This is a genomic window from Sphingobacterium puteale (assembly GCF_003627955.1).
Lineage (GTDB): Bacteria > Bacteroidota > Bacteroidia > Sphingobacteriales > Sphingobacteriaceae > Sphingobacterium > Sphingobacterium puteale.
In genome coordinates this window covers 342,393-357,346 of the sequence record NZ_RBWS01000005.1, presented here as the reverse complement: position 1 = coordinate 357,346, position 14,954 = coordinate 342,393, and the positions used below count along the sequence as shown (strand labels likewise).

Annotated in this window: 20 protein-coding genes; 18 read left to right on the top strand and 2 right to left on the bottom strand. The window is 44.1% G+C overall.

All coding sequences use genetic code 11. The features are described from left to right. Nucleotides 1-399: 399 nt before the first annotated feature. The 10 genes from D7322_RS07005 to D7322_RS06960 all read left to right on the top strand — a co-directional run bounded on the left by D7322_RS07005 (nt 400) and on the right by D7322_RS06960 (nt 6,929). A complete protein-coding gene (locus D7322_RS07005) occupies nt 400-1,308 on the top strand; it encodes a hypothetical protein (RefSeq protein ID WP_121122624.1) in 909 nt (302 codons plus the stop codon). A 94-nt stretch (nt 1,309-1,402) separates the two neighbouring features. Beyond that, nucleotides 1,403-2,212 carry a sensor histidine kinase gene (locus D7322_RS07000; RefSeq protein WP_121122622.1) on the top strand — a complete coding sequence of 270 codons (810 nt, stop codon included), beginning with the start codon at nt 1,403-1,405 and terminating at the stop codon, nt 2,210-2,212. Further along, nucleotides 2,136-2,459 carry a LytS family sensor histidine kinase gene (locus D7322_RS28295; protein WP_147430311.1) on the top strand — a complete coding sequence of 108 codons (324 nt, stop codon included), beginning with the start codon at nt 2,136-2,138 and terminating at the stop codon, nt 2,457-2,459. Before D7322_RS07000 ends, D7322_RS28295 begins: the two co-directional genes overlap by 77 nt. 31 nt (nt 2,460-2,490) lie before the next feature. Continuing rightward, nucleotides 2,491-3,243 carry a LytR/AlgR family response regulator transcription factor gene (locus D7322_RS06990; RefSeq protein ID WP_183078628.1) on the top strand — a complete coding sequence of 251 codons (753 nt, stop codon included), beginning with the start codon at nt 2,491-2,493 and terminating at the stop codon, nt 3,241-3,243. A gap of 32 nt (nt 3,244-3,275) precedes the next feature. Next, nucleotides 3,276-3,584: a helix-turn-helix domain-containing protein gene (locus tag D7322_RS06985; protein WP_121122616.1), complete on the top strand. Its 309-nt coding sequence runs from the start codon at nt 3,276-3,278 to the stop codon at nt 3,582-3,584. Nucleotides 3,585-4,179: 595 nt separating this feature from the next. Beyond that, nucleotides 4,180-4,824 (top strand): DUF6266 family protein, encoded by a 645-nt coding sequence (locus D7322_RS06980; protein WP_147430310.1) that lies wholly within the window; start codon nt 4,180-4,182, stop codon nt 4,822-4,824. A 103-nt stretch (nt 4,825-4,927) separates the two neighbouring features. Beyond that, nucleotides 4,928-5,467 carry a DUF6266 family protein gene (locus D7322_RS06975; protein WP_121122612.1) on the top strand — a complete coding sequence of 180 codons (540 nt, stop codon included), beginning with the start codon at nt 4,928-4,930 and terminating at the stop codon, nt 5,465-5,467. Nucleotides 5,468-5,505: 38 nt separating this feature from the next. Then, entirely contained in the window at nt 5,506-5,892 is a 387-nt protein-coding gene (locus D7322_RS06970; RefSeq protein ID WP_121122610.1) for a hypothetical protein, read from the top strand. Then, nucleotides 5,811-6,416, top strand: coding sequence for a CHAP domain-containing protein (locus D7322_RS06965; protein ID WP_121122608.1), 606 nt, complete (start codon nt 5,811-5,813; stop codon nt 6,414-6,416). The genes D7322_RS06970 and D7322_RS06965 overlap by 82 nt, the downstream gene beginning before the upstream one ends. A 72-nt stretch (nt 6,417-6,488) precedes the next feature. Further along, a complete protein-coding gene (locus tag D7322_RS06960) occupies nt 6,489-6,929 on the top strand; it encodes a hypothetical protein (protein ID WP_121122606.1) in 441 nt (146 codons plus the stop codon). 144 nt (nt 6,930-7,073) lie between these two features. On the opposite strand, the gene D7322_RS06955 is transcribed toward D7322_RS06960, so the two are convergent. Continuing rightward, the gene (locus tag D7322_RS06955) at nt 7,074-7,424 is read right to left on the bottom strand and encodes a DUF3024 domain-containing protein (RefSeq protein WP_121122604.1); all 351 of its coding nucleotides are present in this window, start codon (nt 7,422-7,424) and stop codon (nt 7,074-7,076) included. A gap of 198 nt (nt 7,425-7,622) precedes the next feature. Between D7322_RS06955 and D7322_RS06950 the strand changes: the two genes are divergently transcribed. The 8 genes from D7322_RS06950 to D7322_RS06915 all read left to right on the top strand — a co-directional run bounded on the left by D7322_RS06950 (nt 7,623) and on the right by D7322_RS06915 (nt 13,744). Next, entirely contained in the window at nt 7,623-8,177 is a 555-nt protein-coding gene (locus D7322_RS06950; RefSeq protein WP_183078627.1) for a TetR/AcrR family transcriptional regulator, read from the top strand. Between the two features lie 70 nt (nt 8,178-8,247). Continuing rightward, nucleotides 8,248-9,003: an SDR family oxidoreductase gene (locus D7322_RS06945; RefSeq protein WP_121122600.1), complete on the top strand. Its 756-nt coding sequence runs from the start codon at nt 8,248-8,250 to the stop codon at nt 9,001-9,003. A 92-nt stretch (nt 9,004-9,095) separates the two neighbouring features. Continuing rightward, nucleotides 9,096-9,446 carry a DoxX family protein gene (locus D7322_RS06940; protein ID WP_121122599.1) on the top strand — a complete coding sequence of 117 codons (351 nt, stop codon included), beginning with the start codon at nt 9,096-9,098 and terminating at the stop codon, nt 9,444-9,446. Nucleotides 9,447-9,448: 2 nt separating this feature from the next. Then, nucleotides 9,449-9,880, top strand: a complete 432-nt coding sequence (locus D7322_RS06935) for a nuclear transport factor 2-like protein (protein ID WP_245971276.1) — start codon at nt 9,449-9,451, stop codon at nt 9,878-9,880. Nucleotides 9,881-9,899: 19 nt separating this feature from the next. Continuing rightward, nucleotides 9,900-11,273: an aldehyde dehydrogenase family protein gene (locus D7322_RS06930; protein WP_121122597.1), complete on the top strand. Its 1,374-nt coding sequence runs from the start codon at nt 9,900-9,902 to the stop codon at nt 11,271-11,273. Nucleotides 11,274-11,308: 35 nt separating this feature from the next. Then, nucleotides 11,309-11,968 (top strand): potassium channel family protein, encoded by a 660-nt coding sequence (locus tag D7322_RS06925; RefSeq protein WP_121122787.1) that lies wholly within the window; start codon nt 11,309-11,311, stop codon nt 11,966-11,968. A 7-nt stretch (nt 11,969-11,975) separates the two neighbouring features. Then, the gene (locus D7322_RS06920; RefSeq protein ID WP_121122595.1) at nt 11,976-12,992 is read left to right on the top strand and encodes a bestrophin family protein; all 1,017 of its coding nucleotides are present in this window, start codon (nt 11,976-11,978) and stop codon (nt 12,990-12,992) included. A gap of 14 nt (nt 12,993-13,006) precedes the next feature. Then, nucleotides 13,007-13,744, top strand: a complete 738-nt coding sequence (locus D7322_RS06915; RefSeq protein ID WP_121122592.1) for a hypothetical protein — start codon at nt 13,007-13,009, stop codon at nt 13,742-13,744. A gap of 45 nt (nt 13,745-13,789) precedes the next feature. Here D7322_RS06915 and D7322_RS06910 read toward each other — a convergent pair whose 3' ends face one another. Beyond that, nucleotides 13,790-14,953, bottom strand: coding sequence for a PepSY-associated TM helix domain-containing protein (locus D7322_RS06910; RefSeq protein WP_121122590.1), 1,164 nt, complete (start codon nt 14,951-14,953; stop codon nt 13,790-13,792). Nucleotide 14,954: the final 1 nt, after the last annotated feature.

Here is a 14,954-nt window from a genome sequence, read left to right as displayed (position 1 = left end):
AAATTCGATTTGACACCGATTTGCTTGGCAAAAAGGAGAGTGTGGACAGCAAACCGCAGATGACCCTGCTGTCCTTTCTAAAATCAGATAATAGTTGAATTTTTACCGCCGATCGATCCGCAGTCTTCAGTGCCTGAAGCCGTAAAGCTGTTGCGAGAACAGCCGATGGTTTTATTTTTTGAACGAGAAATAGCGTGAAAATTACAACAGTATTAGCGCAGTTTGGACTTTATGATCCAAAGCCGCTTACCATCAAAGACCTTATGCTGGGTGTTGATGAGCAAGAGGATATCGGGAAATGTAATATCGTTTTCCCTTAATAACCGATTTTAATAATGAACATGCTGCGCCACAAGGTTTGGCGCAGTATGTTCTCAATATTGACCTTAACATATATGTATGCAATTTACTCAGACAACTGATCTGCCGGTTTATTCGGAAGTGACCTGGCGGAATTTCGTGTTCTTTTCGGCAAATGTACAGCATCTCCTGGATGTCAGGGCACTGGCGACACAACAGAAGCTGTATCATCATGTTTGCAGTTTTGCTGCCTTACAGGCGCAGGCGGATATGGATACGTTTCTTTTTCGGGATAAGACTTTTTGGTTAGCTCCTCCTGATCGCCCTGCTTTTATACTGACTTTTCATTTTGGCCATTATCGTGCCGTTCCAATTTTTCTTGTCCGTCGGGGATATCGGCTTTGTATACCGGTTTCAAAAGATGTCAGGGCGCAACAGGAAGCCTACTATTCGGCTCACCTGGGCGCAAGCTTTAGGGAGCAGGTACTGTTTTTGGAAGCCGAAGATCCACACCTTTTTTTTAAGCTGCGCCGGCACATGGACCAGGGTTATCACGTGCTCTGCTATCTTGATGGGGGTACGGGGGCTTCAGTAACGGCCGATGCTAACAAACTAACTGAAATTCCTTTTCTCAATGGAAGCATCCGGGTACGGCAGGGGATCGTGGATATGGCCTGGCTGCTGCAAAAAGGCATCCATACACTGATTGTCGAAATGCCTGACGAGCAGAATGGATTGACCATCTGTACATTGGACTACTGCGATACGAAGTGGTACGGAGACCGAAAGTTTTTTGTCAATTATTATATCAAGTCCATCTATCAGGATTTTGAAGATGCGCTGCTGCAGCACCCGGAGGGTTGGGAAGCCTGGCTTTACCTGCACAAGACCATGGCTCCCGGTTCGCACGAAAGCCGATGGACCACAGAGCAGCGTATGGTCCTATTTAAAAATCAGGGACAACAGTTATTGCTGGACAAATACACCTACCTGAGCTATGTATTATAATGTAATAATTTTGATATATAGGGCGATGTGTTTGTTTGAACATTGAGTATTAATTAATTTTAGTGTAGCCGGTTGTAATTATCAATTTAATTTTATGCATCTTAAACTAAATTCCGAAGAGCAGCGGCATGTCTGTTTTTGGTTATGTTATCTCTTTTATTTTTTTGCGGTTAATGTGCTGGGTAACGGAAAACTATCCTTGGGCGTGGCCGCGATTACGGTATCCTATTGTGCCCTGATATTTTATGCCGTGTACCTCATATTGCACTATTTTTTTAGAAAGGGCCGTACACTGGTGGTCGTGGTCTTATTGTCTTGCTTCTATGTTCTTTCAGGTATACTGGTTTATTATGTACTGTACGGCAGCCTGGGACTACAGATGATCAACAATACCTATACGGTGAGCAGCAGTTCTTTTCGTTGGACGCGCTTTATTCAGACTTTCATTGTCATGAATAGCAATTATACGATAATGGCCATAGGCTATTATTACTATGTGGAAAAGCTCCGGGAAGCTGATCAAAAACTCGCAGCCGTCGAAAAGCAGCTCGAGGCCGAATCCAATATGAAAGATTCGCAATATACGACTCTATCTGCTCAGGTACATCCGCATATGATGGCCAATATCTTTAACCATTTGAAAAAAAAGATTACTCCAAACGATCCTGAGCTGGCGAGTCAGATAGGTGAAATCTATCAGCTGATCTTATTCTATATGGAAGCACAGGATGTGGCGGGAGCAAGCAAAATCTTATTGTCTGATGAAATTGCGGCGCTGGAGCGGTATCTGTCCATCCAGGAGCAGGTCGAAATGGATCCTTTTTATATTGCGCTGCTCAGGCAATCTGCTGCGCTTCGGAATTGCCCCCACGACCTTACAGACGCTCGCCGGCAACCTGTTTAAGCATGCCGATATCTGGGATAGGGAGCATCCGGCCAGTATCGATATTGTGGTCGGACACCGCGGCTATATGATCCATGTCAAAAATAGAAAGCGCCCGGGGCGGCAGACTATGCCGAGCCATGGTGTGGGCCTGCGGAATGTGCGTAAGCGCATGGAGTATCTGTTTGCGGAAGATTTTACCATGTCGGAAATGCAGGATGAACAGAGCTATGAATTGACCCTTCGCGTAGAAATTTTCAAAAACTAGAAATAGGAATCAAAAAAACAAACAAATGAACATGGGAAAAATATGGAGTGGCATCATCATCGATGACCAACAGGCATGTATTGATCATCTGACCGAGATGGTGAGTGAGATTAGTTATGTGGATATTGTCAGAACATTTACGGATCCACAGGAAGCAAAAATCTTTCTGCGGGCCAATAAAGTGGATTTTATGATCCTCGATGTGGAGCTGGGAAAGACGGATGCCTTTGATTTTCTAAGGACATTGCCCAGCTCAGATTTAAAAACGATCCTCTATACGGCACATCGGCAATATGAGGATCTGGGCTATGACATCCACGTCGTTGATGTGCTGCTCAAAGAGGTGTCCCGGAGTAGATTTTATGCCGCTCTGCGTCGCGTAGACGAAGCACTCGGAAAGCTGCTCCCCAATACGGGCAGGGATTCGCTCGAACATTATTCGTATTACTTTATGATCAAGGGGCCCGTGCGCTATAAGCGCACTGAAGTGAGGCTCAGGGAAGTTGTCTACGTGGAAAGTACAAATGGCCAGGTTAAATTTCATCTGATCGGCGATAGGACTTTAGTCTGCAATAGCCCCATGAAAGAGGTTCAGGAAAAGTTGCCTGTAAATTGGTTTAAACAATGCCACAAGAGCTTTATTATTAATACCAGTTTTTTCTACAGTTACGGGGCGGACGGGATACTGATGACCGAAAGGACGAAAACGAAAATCCCGGTAGGCGACAAAAAACTGTACCCGGACTTCTTTAGCTATATTAACTCCAATACCATCGGAGGCTAACCCGATGCAACCTTATAAACCATTTTAAAAATATGAGAAAACAGTGCTTTAACAATCCGGGCCGAAAGACAGATGCGCATCTGCTCCGGGCCCTGCATCTACTCTTTAATGAAATACAAAAATTGAAAAAAGCGGTACAGGACAGCCTTCCCCCCGAAGATGTTGATGTCGAACTGCGCGATACCGATTTTGTCAAGGACACGGTCGGCGTATCGGACCGTACGCTGCTGCGGTATCAGAACCTGGGCCTGATCCAGGTACATCGGCGTGATAAAGGCGGAAAAAAGTACTTTAAGCTCGACGATGTACTCCGCCTCAAACGTCACCTCAATGGCGGATAGTTTGGCTGCTGTGAAGTGTTGGCCACAGGCTTTCGCTTCGCAGCATTTATGGCCTTTCTTTGCCCCGACTATAGGCTATGGTCGCCGGTACGTCCGGTCGGCACCTATCGTTGACCTACTGTAAGCCTATCCAGATAGGCCATCGGTAGGTGATTTCCCGGTCGTGGCCCGCTCAATATCGTAATTTGGTTATAAGCAGTCTAGTCAGAAGTCTGTATAAGCTGTGGTTAAGGGCCATCACGATTCCCTAATGTCTGCTTCTTTTTGCATTTGTAGTGTTTGTTTTGCTGTTTTGTTCTGGTTTTATTTGTTGCTCTACGCTTTCAATATTACCCTGCAACGGCGCGCTCTCGTATGGTTTTTTTGCAATTAACCTCGCTAAGAAGGCGGCTCTTTTTAGCTTTTGTAGCCCCAAAAATCTGCCGCTATATGGCGGCCGCCGGACAAGATATAGGTTGGCTTCGGACAAGCGTCGGACAATCTATTTTATGTGTTATTTTTCTGTTTATTAATGTTTTATGTTTGTTCTGTCAAGCAAAAATACCGGTATAAAAATCTTGGCGATTTATTTTTTAATCCTTTAAATTTTTTAAAAATGGGAACAATAGTTAATGGAGCAAATGGAGCTTTTCGAGGTAAAGCCGGCTCAGTAATAGGTGCTAGTTGGAAGAGTATCAATTACATCAAAGGACTCTATAAAAAGAGCAATAAACCGCATACGGAGGCACAGCTGATCGTGCAGGCACGCTTCAAGACGCTGATGCGCTTTCTGCTGCCGATCAACAATTTTCTGAAGATCGGTTTTGGCCAGAAGCGGGCAGACCGTCTCACGCCGATCAATTATGCTTTTCAGTTCAATCAGGATCAGGCAATCCAGGGTGTTTATCCGGATCTGAGTCTGGATTATAGCAAAGTCAGGCTGGCCGATGGAAACTATGGTGCTGGCGGAACGGTGGTCGCCGCATTCGATGCCGATGAGATCACGGTGTCCTGGTCGCCAGAGAATAATGTCGTCTACGAAACCAAAGACGACGACCTGGTCTATGTAATCTGTTACCATCCGGCGAAGGATGAGTTTATGACCTCACCAACGGTGCCCACAAGGTCGTCTGCCGGGGTTACCTTCGGGGTGCCCGAGCACCTGCTCGGAGATGTGGTACATGTCTGGTATTTTATGTCTGACCGCACCAGGACCAAAATCAGCAGAAGCAGCTACCTAGGCGAGATTATGCTTGCCTAATTGGTAAAAAAAGCGCTAAGGGCACATTATTGTGCTCTTAGCCAATTTAAGGTCTTAAAAAACTGACCTTAAAATTTCATTTATTAACATAAAAAAAGCATAGATGAATCAAAGAAATCAAAACAAACCCATGGGGCAGCTGCTCATGCAGCACAGATTCTATCTGGCCAACCAATTTCTGTATCCCCTGGCCTCGATCATCAAAGAAGGATTTGGCCAGCGCGTCCGGCAGGCAAAAAAGAGGCTGACGGCACGCAACCTGGCGATGGCGCATGCCATCAAATATGCCATCAAGGGGGAATACCCTGATCTGTTCGTCGATCCCGCACTTATCTTGCTCTCGGATGGCCCTGTCCGGGGGATCACTGTCGGCCAAATCACACGGGATACGGCAATGCTGCAGGTAGACTTCGATGGTGGCGAGATCACATCGGTAAACCACGATGATGAGGTGCTGCTGCTGGCCTATGACCAAAAAGGGCAGGTTGCAGTCCGCAATGAAAAGCCGGTGATCCGTTCGGCATCGGCTATGGTGCTGGAGCTGCCCGATTATATGTGGGAAGTAAGACTGGACCTCTATGTACTGGTCAGGAACCGGGATGGGATCCAGTATTCCCGCAGTCAGTATCTTGGAAGTGTATGATCATTATCTAATTTTTTAACATTTAAAAGTACAACATTATGAATAGTGTAGAAATCAAAAGGGGCTGGTTCAGTCCCGATGAAAAGCTGCTGATCGAGCCTAAATATGTGCTCGCTATGGTCAGCCTGTTGCTGGCGATTGTTTTCTTATTTGTAGGAAGCACGCTGCAATTTTTAGACCCTGCAGCGGGCATATTGGATCTGGGGGCCTTTTCGCTGCTTTATTTTGGGCTGATGGCGGGGCTGGTATTTATCTGCTGCTGTACCTGGCTGCAAGAATACTTGTGGAAACCCTTCAAATATTATAGGCAGGACATTTATTATCACTTTAATCAATTGAGTTCATGGCAACAATCTATTCTCTACTTCTCGGTATTCTTTCTTTTTCTCTTTGCTTTTCTCCAGCTATTAAAAATGCTGTTTTAAGTAACCGGGCTACGCCGGGTGAATCCCGTTTTTGGGAAGCTGGGCCGATTAACGGACAGATCGGTCGCATATACCTGTCTTCAGAGAGGGAGCAGCGAAATAAACTTATTCAGATCGCTACTGCCGAGCTCGGCGTATCGGAAGAGGGGGGTGACAATCAGGGGCAAAGAGTAGGGGAATACCTTGGTTACGTTGGGCTAGGGATGGGTTATGAATGGTGTGCTGCATTTGCCAGCTGGTGTTATGGGCAAGCTGGATTTGGGGCACCGCGAAGTGCCTGGAGTCCGGCGCTTTTTCCAAAGGCCCGCCGATATGCTGCACCAGATATCCGAAAGGGGAGGTTCAAGAGTGCTGATCTATTTGCGATCTACAGCGGCGAGCTGCAGCGTATCCACCATGTGGGGCTGGTGAAGGCAGTCGATGGTGCCTTAATAATTTCCATCGAGGGCAACAGTCATGACCGCGTGGAATCCAGAAGAAGGCCCTTGTCCACAATCTATGCCATGGCCAACTGGGTTGAGTGATGGTCGATTTATTGTTGTTTCAGGCACACCATATGGTTTGTGCCTGAATTTATTTGATTAAAAATATGTGTTATGAAAGTGAAAAGAATGCTTATGGTCCTGAGTTTATCCAGCTGCCTCTTGATCGTAGCCTGTGCGGTATTCCGTGATAGAAAACAACTGGAGAAAAATTCCGAAACGAGTGCCGGTCAATATGAAAATCGGAATCTGCTTTTTCATTACAGACAGCAGGACAGCCTGTTCACCTATTGGTATCTTCAGACGGATAGCTTGTTTTCTTTTCGCCCAGACAGCGGGTTGAACGCAAAGGGAGGGAGGCTGTATGTTCACCAGTCGTGGACGTCAGCGGCAGAAGAAAATATGCGTACTGACCAGAATAGCAAAAAAGTAATTAGCACACAGAACTCCGTCCTAAAGCAGGAAAAGAAGGATGTCCGGATTGAAACCATTGCTGTGATAGTTGTATTGGGCGTGCTTGTAGTTTATTTTATTTGGAAATTATGGAGGAAATAATGCTCAAGGTATATTTCTTAGCCTCCAGGCCTAGTGTCGCAGGATAAGTATTTGTATGTTCGGCTAATGATCACAGTTGACCGATTTACATGCATATATGAGCAGCCTATACCGTCGATATAGACTGCTTTTTTGTTATGTTTTTTAGCCAAAGAAACAGCCATAACCATCATGGCTGATCTCAGTTATTAGCTCCTGCAGGTTGTCGCTTGAAGGTATTGGTTCGTAAGCTTCCCATTTACCGCTGGCCCGCCGCCAATATAGCTTCCATTGCTTGCTAGATTTTACGTATTTTATTTTCGCAAATTCGAGATGTAGTATGTTAGCTGGATTATTCCATTGCGGACGTATCTCAAACAATAAGGCAGTCTGTCCATCCCAGGTATACCCAAAATCCAATTTCTTTCTCACCTCAATATCTTGTGGCCTTTTGGATTCGACAAAGCTTCTGATCTGAACTTCCGCCATGGAGATAATGTCTTTGTTGTCTATCATTTTCTTGTTTAATCGTTTAATTCACTTTCAGTGTTAAAGATAATATTTTTACCTTGAGGTATATACTATACCCGGATATTTTTCAGTTTATAGAGCGGCAGTGGGCCTGCCCCAGTTCGGGCATATATGTCATAATATATGTTGTTATAGTTTATTCAAGATATATTTTGTTAAATTTGAGGCTATATTTATTTTATTTTGAAAAGAGAGCAGATATTAAAGGCGGGCCTTAAACTCTTCGTAACCCAAGGGTTGCATGCAGTTACCATTGCCCAGATAGCAGCCGAAGCAAACGTGGGTATCGGTACCGTATACCGAAACTTTAATAGCAAGGAAGAGATCGTACAGCAGATTTGGATACGGCAAAAGGCCAGCGAATCTGCCTATGTTTTCAAAAATTATAAGAAACAGGGCAGTCTACATGATCAGTTCAATTTTCTCTGGGAAAGGGTCATTCGGTACTTTCTTGAGCATCCGTTGGAATTCCAGTTTTCTTATCAATTTGCAGCATCACCGATCTTGACAAAAGAGATCCATGAAATAGCCATGACGGACTTTCTGAAATTTGACGAATTATATGCGCTGGGCCTGGATCAGAATTTATTCAAGCCATTAACGGCAAGACGCTTAAGGCTGTTTACGTTCAGCACGATCAACGGTTGGCTCCTGTGGGCGATGGATGAAAAGATGGACATAGATGACGCTACAATAGCCCTATTTTTACAAATGTGCTGGGATTCAATAAGCGCATAAATTTTTTTTACAAAAACTGACGGAATATTCCGTCAGTTTTTGTAAATTTAATTATACAAGAAACTAAATTATGGCACACAACGATTTAAAAGGGAAAGTAGTCCTGATTGCCGGAGGTGGAAAAAACCTTGGCGGCTTATTAAGCAGAGATTTTGCAGCAAAAGGAGCAAAGCTGGCTATTCATTTTAATAGTGAAAGCTCAAAAGCAGAAAGTGAAAAAACATTGGCTGATGTCAAAGCCCTGGGTGCTGAAGCATTTTTATTTCAGGGAGACCTGACCCAGGTAGGTAATATCACCAAATTTTTTGATGAAGCCATAAAAACTTTCGGTGGAATTGATATCGCCATCAACACCGTCGGTATGGTTTTGAAAAAGCCATTTGTCGAAACGACAGAGGCAGAATATGATACCATGTTCGGAATCAATTCAAAATCGGCTTATTTCTTCCTGCAGGAAGCTGGTAAAAAAGTAAACGATCACGGTAAAATCTGTACGATTGTGACTTCCTTGCTGGCTGCCTATACTGGATTGTATTCAACATATGCTGGAGCTAAGGCACCGGTCGAGCATTTTACAAGAGCGGCCTCGAAAGAATTCGGAAACAGAGGCATCTCCGTGACGGCAGTAGCTCCGGGGCCGATGGATACGCCTTTCTTTTACGGACAGGAGAGTGATGATGCGGTAGCCTATCACAAATCAGCTTCTGCGCTGGGCGGACTGACAGATATCAAAGATATCGCGCCTTTGGTAGAATTCTTGGTAACGGACGGTTGGTGGATCACCGGGCAAACTATTTTTGCCAACGGCGGTTATACCACAAGATAATAGTTGATTAACCAGAAATAATTGATCAGATAATGGATAATGGTAATTTTAAATAAAACCCATTATCCATTTTTACTTTTAAGCCTAAAATTATGATAATCAGACTGATTAATTCGATATTGATCCTCATCGCTGTATTTATGGGAATAAAACAGGGCTATGCCATGCTGATGGGGAAACCCGCCATGATGGACATGTTCAGTAAATGGGGATTTAACAAAACAGCACTGGCAATAAATGGTGCGGTTACGATGATTGCCGCGTTAATGATCTTGTTCCCGAAGACTTTTGTCTGGGGAAACTTTTTAATGGCAGCAGGAATTTTGCTGATCATTTGTCTGCATCTGCTGGATAAAGATCTGAAAGGGGTGCTGATCGAACTGCCGTTTTTACTACTGAACCTAGTGATTATCTACCTGCAATATCCCTTGAAAAATACATAGTCATGAGAAATATAATGACGGCGATCGCAATCTGCGCTACTGGGTTTACAGCCTGTGGACAGCAGCCCCCTTCTTCGGTTAATAAATCGATCAAAACACAACAAAAGAATAATATGGATACCAATAAACTAACAGATAGCATCGTAAAAAAGGCTTTCGACGCCTGGCAAAAAGGAGACAGTCAAGCTTTTTTGTCTTTCTTTACCGCGGATGCAAAATTGTACGATGACGGAAGTCCGAGGGACTTTCAGAAATTTGTAAAGGAAGCCTGTGGGCATGAACGCTTTACCAGTATTGATAAAGTAGAGAATAATGGAAAAGATATCTATGGAAACTTCCATACAGATAGCTGGGGCGACTTTAGGACCTACTTTAAATTTCATTTCAACACAGAGGGAAAAATCTCGCGTCTCGATATAGGACAAGCTGATTAGCCCTCCAAAACATAAGGTTATGAGCAATTATCAGTCAATTTTTGATGTACAGAAGGAATTTTTCTTTACGGATGGCACCAAAACCTATGAATGGCGCATTGATCAGCTCAACAGGCTGGAAAAAATGCTTGTCGAAAATCAGGAAGCATTTTGCCGGGCATTAAAGCAGGATTTTAATAAACCGCCTTTTGAACAGCTATTTGAAATTACCGTACCGCTGGGCAATATTAAATATTACAAAGCAAACCTCCGGAAATTAATGGAGCCGGAGCCGGTTGCCATACCGGAAGGACTTGAAAAAACTGGTAATAAGGGGATCATTTATAAAGAGCCTTTCGGAGTAACATTGGTTATTGGACCGTTTAATGCGCCTGTTCTACTGCTTTTGGATCCTGCCATTGCGGCCCTTGCAGCAGGGAATCCGGTTATTCTCAAACCCGCCAATACCACGCCTACCGTGGCTGCACTTTTTGCGGAGCTGATCCCCCGATACTTTGAACCGCAGGCGGTCAATGTGGTGACAGGAGGGCGGGAGGAAATTACGGAACTCCTGAAGCTGCCCTTTGATTTTATCTTTTTTACAGGAAGTTCATCTGTGGGAAAAGTGATCATGAGGGCTGCGGCAGAAAACCTTACTCCGGTTATCTTGGAACTGGGCGGACAGAACCCTACCGTCGTCGATGAGACTGCCAATCTTGATATTGCCGTAGACAGAATCGCATGGGGGCACAATGCAATTTCGGGACAGTGGTGTATTGCGCCGGGCTATGTATATGTCCATGAAAGTATTGCAAGCCAATTCATTGATAAATTGAAAAAGTCAACCCTAAAAATGTACGGCGAAGATCCGCAGCAAAGCCCTGATTTTGCACGAATGATCAGTGAGCATGACACGGAAAGAGTCGCTTCTTATATCATTCCCGAAAAAGTAGTTTTGGGCGGCAGATATGACATCAAAGCGAGGTACGTCGAGCCCACAATATTGTATCCAAGTACTTGGGAAGATCCGGCTTTGCAACAGGAAATCTTTGGACCGGTTTTACCTGTGATGGTCTATGCTGATTTTAAAGAAATGGTGGATATCATCAAAAGAAAACCTAAATCGCTCGCTGCTTATATCTTCAGCAAAAACCAGAAGAATATTGACCATTTCCTGAATTCGGTTTCATTTGGCGGAGGCTGTATCAACCAGACAAACCTGCACTGTTGGATCGACAGCCTTCCGTTTGGCGGAGTAGGATATTCCGGGATGGGAAAATATTACGGCAAAGCAGGCTTCGATGCATTGAGTAACACCAAAGCCATGTTGATCGGGAATCCTGATCTTGAATTGGATGTTTTTCCGCCCTATGCCAACAAGGATATTGCTAAAAACTTGAGTATCTTCGGTTAATGATGACCAGCTTTCAATTTTTATTAAAATCGCCGATGATCATTCAAAAGTTGCAGAAAAGAAAATATGAAATTCTTCTGCTCGTCCTGATGCAGCATTTATTTGTAGGAATATTTCTTACGGATCTGGATTTTTATACCCGTGTCATATGGCCGGTCAACATGCTCGTATTGGGAGTAGGGTCTATCTTGTTGTTCACCGGAAAACATAGCTGGGGAAACTGGTTCAGAAATCTGCATTTCATCATCATTTTGTTATTACCTGTTGGCATCCCATTTTTTAAGGAGCTACCCTGGTATTTTACCTTTTTGAATATCAACTATGTGGTGTTCTTTTGCTTTCTTTTTATGGAGGTGCTCCGGTTTCTGATAAAACCCGGATATATCAATACGGATATTATTTCGGCGGCCATATGCGGGTATATGTTACTGATAGAAATCTCGGTGTTCGCACTGCAATTTTTCCAGTACCGCGATCCCGCATCTTTTAAAGGAGTTGATCAGTCCTCCTCCGCACTTACATTTATGGATCTGGTCTACTTCTGTTCGATTACTTTCACCAGTATCGGATTTGGAGATATTACGCCCAATACGCATGTGACCAAATTGGTCACCGCATTTGTGGGAATAGCCGGTCAATTTTACACGGTTGTACTGGTAGGGATTCTGATCAGCAAATTTTCATCAAAAAATTAACTTATTTATGAATACAGGCTCACATTACAAACTTTACCATTTCATTCCCTGGACCAGGATGAAGATTTATAAAATGCTTATTTTGAGTGTTATTCCAACTGCACTTTTTTATTTTATGGACTGGAAATGGCTGGCTATCCCCTGGGTTCCGGTCGCATTGCTGGGGACGGCAGCGGCATTCATTTCGGGATTCAAGAATACGCAGACTTACAACCGGAGCTGGGAAGCCCGTCAGATCTATGGTGCGATCATCAACAACAGCCGCAGTTTGGGGATCTTGGTGCGGGATTTCATAAGAATGGACGATAAGGTACAGGAACAGGCGGTGCATCAGCAGATCATCTATCGTCATTTTGCCTGGCTCACGGCATTGAGGTTTCAGCTCAGGGAAACAAAAAGCTGGGAACATGTAAAAACAAAAGGCTACAATAAAGAGTTTCTCAGGTACTATGAAGTTCCTGAATGGAAAGGTAAGCTTGATGAGGAACTCATAAACTTTTTAAGCGATGATGAGCTTAAGTATGTGCTTTCCACAAAAAATAGGGCGACCCAGATCATTGCCTTACAGTCTGCGCAGTTAAGGGAATTAAATGAAGCAGGTCAAATTTCGGCTTATAATTATACCGCACTTGAAAATCAGTTCAAGGAATTGTATGATCAGCAGGGAAAATGTGAAAGAATCAAAAATTTTCCCTATCCACGCCAGTTTTCGAGTATCAATCTCTATTTCACAAATGCGCTCTGCTTTTTGCTTCCTTTGGGGTTTTTGGGGGAGTTTTCTAAAATGATCGAAAAATTTGGCGATCATATCGTCTGGCTTACCGTTCCTTTCAGCATTCTTTTGGGCTGGGTGTTTCTGGTGCTGGAACAAATCGGGGAGAGTACGGAAAATCCATTTGAGGGTAATGCCAACGATATCCCGATCACACAGATCAGCAGGAACATTGAAATTGACCTGCGTGAAATCTTGGGCGAAAAGGAGCTTCCTCCCGCGATACAGCCCGTGAATAATATCGTCATGTAAAAAATAATAAAATTATGAGTATAGAATCTGTAAGAAAATGGTATCCAAAGGCCTTAACGTCTATTGATACGGTCAATCGTTTATTGGACACGATTGAAAAATACCTGGAATTAAAACCTAAGCAGTTAATGCATGCGGACAGTATGTGCTGCGACGACGTCAATGCCATACAATATCCTCCTAGAGCCTATGAAATGCTCGGTCCATTTCACCTGGGAGGACTAGACGGTTTTCCTTTTGCCGGACTTACGGGGATGGGGGCATTTGCGCACCATGTCCCTGAAGATGGGGCTGTGATCATTTTTTATGCGCCGCACATCGGGATTACCCGGGATGGGCAGATCGGAGAGATAAGCAGAATAGGACAACGGTCCAATTCTGCCTGCTGCGGGGCAGCAAAAGGGGCCCTTGCCAAACTGGCAGCCGGACAGATCATTGAAGGAAATATCACTTCGCTGGATTTTCAGATAAATACCATTGAGCAAATTTTTCTCCACAGCAAAGAAAGAATACTGAATGCGGAAAACCAAATTTTTGAAGCGACAGAAGTCATGTATGAAGCGATAGACGAACGCATTGAAGTGTTGGTAAAAGAAACCCGATACCCGTGCAAATATGTGATTCTGGTAGGTGGTATCTTTATCAATGGAGATAAAGATATGGGATCATTCTGTCAGTATAAAAAGTTTGAATATATCGACGTTGCAACTATGGAAAGGAAAAATCTGATGGATGCCTATTATGAGGATTGAGGGACAATAATGGGTGCTGGTTGCAGCCGGATTTGATTGAAGTGGCTACGAACGCATTTTTTTCTTCTTAAATTTTCGGCCATACCAGATGCAGAAGCCTGTAACCGGTAGGGAGGCGCAGATTAAGCTTGCTACAAATGCGATCCACATGCCTGTCCTGCCGGCTATTTTTCCGACATGAATGTCGTAATTGGAATTTCTCCATTTCATGCCTAATGTTTTATCACTTTGCAGCCTCTTAAAATAGTGCTTTCCATTACGGAGGTCATAGGCATGGGTATCCGAGGCCGACCACCCGGTGTTTCCTTTATTATAGATGGTTGCATTGGCTTGGGAAACCTCATGAAGCAAATTGATAAAAACGCCCTGATGTACCGTGTGCTTTTTCACGACATCGGACCATATCAGGTCTAACGAAGCAGCGCTGGCCTCACTCATCGTATTGTTTGGAGCTTTTGGCGCTTCGATCTGCATATTGGGTCGCTTACCATCCATAAGCCAGTATATGCTCGTCTCCCACCACTTGAAGGACCAGACTAAACCAGTTGCCGCAATGACCAGAGCAACCAAGAAAGCATAAAACCCCAAAACCTGATGAAGATCATAGTTGAGACGCTTCCATTTCGTGCTGAAATTGATCTTGAGCCGTTTAACAGCTACCTTACGGTTTTTGGGCCACCACAGGAAAAGACCTGAAAGTAGCGTAATGATAAACAGCAGGACGCTGCTGCCGACGATGGTGCTCCCTACGTCGCGCCTGAGATATAAGAATTGATGGATCTGCCTTACAATCCAGAAGAAATTAGTCTCGACATCTATTTTTCCTAAAACGCGCCCGCTGTAGGGATCTACGAAAATACGGTCCCAATAGATGATTTCTTTATTCACGAATGCACCCACGATATCATTTTTGGGTCGGCGTTTAAGGGCCTCAAAAATATAGGCTTCCTGCTGACCGGTGGTAGCGGGAATGCGGATAATGTTAATGGGATGGTCGGTGACATGCTGAGCATTTGCCTTCAAGATCGAAAGGGGAAGTGTTTTCTCGCCTTTCTGTGCCGCTACCGTCACATAAGAGGGGTGAAATAGGGCAAATAGCTCCTTCTCAAAGACATAAATGGCGCCAGTAATGCTCACGATGAAAACCACCAGACCGGACAATAATCCGATCCAGCGGTGTAAAAAAAGCATTATCTTTTTGAAAGTCATA

Coding starts and splice junctions, on each gene's coding strand:
- D7322_RS07005 (WP_121122624.1), top strand. CDS start 400: ATGCAATTTACTCAGACAACTGATCTGCCGGTTTATTCGGAAGTGACC.
- D7322_RS07000 (WP_121122622.1), top strand. CDS start 1,403: ATGCATCTTAAACTAAATTCCGAAGAGCAGCGGCATGTCTGTTTTTGG.
- D7322_RS06990 (WP_183078628.1), top strand. CDS start 2,491: ATGGGAAAAATATGGAGTGGCATCATCATCGATGACCAACAGGCATGT.
- D7322_RS06985 (WP_121122616.1), top strand. CDS start 3,276: ATGAGAAAACAGTGCTTTAACAATCCGGGCCGAAAGACAGATGCGCAT.
- D7322_RS06980 (WP_147430310.1), top strand. CDS start 4,180: ATGGGAACAATAGTTAATGGAGCAAATGGAGCTTTTCGAGGTAAAGCC.
- D7322_RS06975 (WP_121122612.1), top strand. CDS start 4,928: ATGAATCAAAGAAATCAAAACAAACCCATGGGGCAGCTGCTCATGCAG.
- D7322_RS06970 (WP_121122610.1), top strand. CDS start 5,506: ATGAATAGTGTAGAAATCAAAAGGGGCTGGTTCAGTCCCGATGAAAAG.
- D7322_RS06965 (WP_121122608.1), top strand. CDS start 5,811: ATGGCAACAATCTATTCTCTACTTCTCGGTATTCTTTCTTTTTCTCTT.
- D7322_RS06960 (WP_121122606.1), top strand. CDS start 6,489: ATGAAAGTGAAAAGAATGCTTATGGTCCTGAGTTTATCCAGCTGCCTC.
- D7322_RS06955 (WP_121122604.1), bottom strand. CDS start 7,424: ATGATAGACAACAAAGACATTATCTCCATGGCGGAAGTTCAGATCAGA.
- D7322_RS06945 (WP_121122600.1), top strand. CDS start 8,248: ATGGCACACAACGATTTAAAAGGGAAAGTAGTCCTGATTGCCGGAGGT.
- D7322_RS06940 (WP_121122599.1), top strand. CDS start 9,096: ATGATAATCAGACTGATTAATTCGATATTGATCCTCATCGCTGTATTT.
- D7322_RS06935 (WP_245971276.1), top strand. CDS start 9,449: ATGAGAAATATAATGACGGCGATCGCAATCTGCGCTACTGGGTTTACA.
- D7322_RS06930 (WP_121122597.1), top strand. CDS start 9,900: ATGAGCAATTATCAGTCAATTTTTGATGTACAGAAGGAATTTTTCTTT.
- D7322_RS06925 (WP_121122787.1), top strand. CDS start 11,309: ATGATCATTCAAAAGTTGCAGAAAAGAAAATATGAAATTCTTCTGCTC.
- D7322_RS06920 (WP_121122595.1), top strand. CDS start 11,976: ATGAATACAGGCTCACATTACAAACTTTACCATTTCATTCCCTGGACC.
- D7322_RS06915 (WP_121122592.1), top strand. CDS start 13,007: ATGAGTATAGAATCTGTAAGAAAATGGTATCCAAAGGCCTTAACGTCT.
- D7322_RS06910 (WP_121122590.1), bottom strand. CDS start 14,953: ATGACTTTCAAAAAGATAATGCTTTTTTTACACCGCTGGATCGGATTA.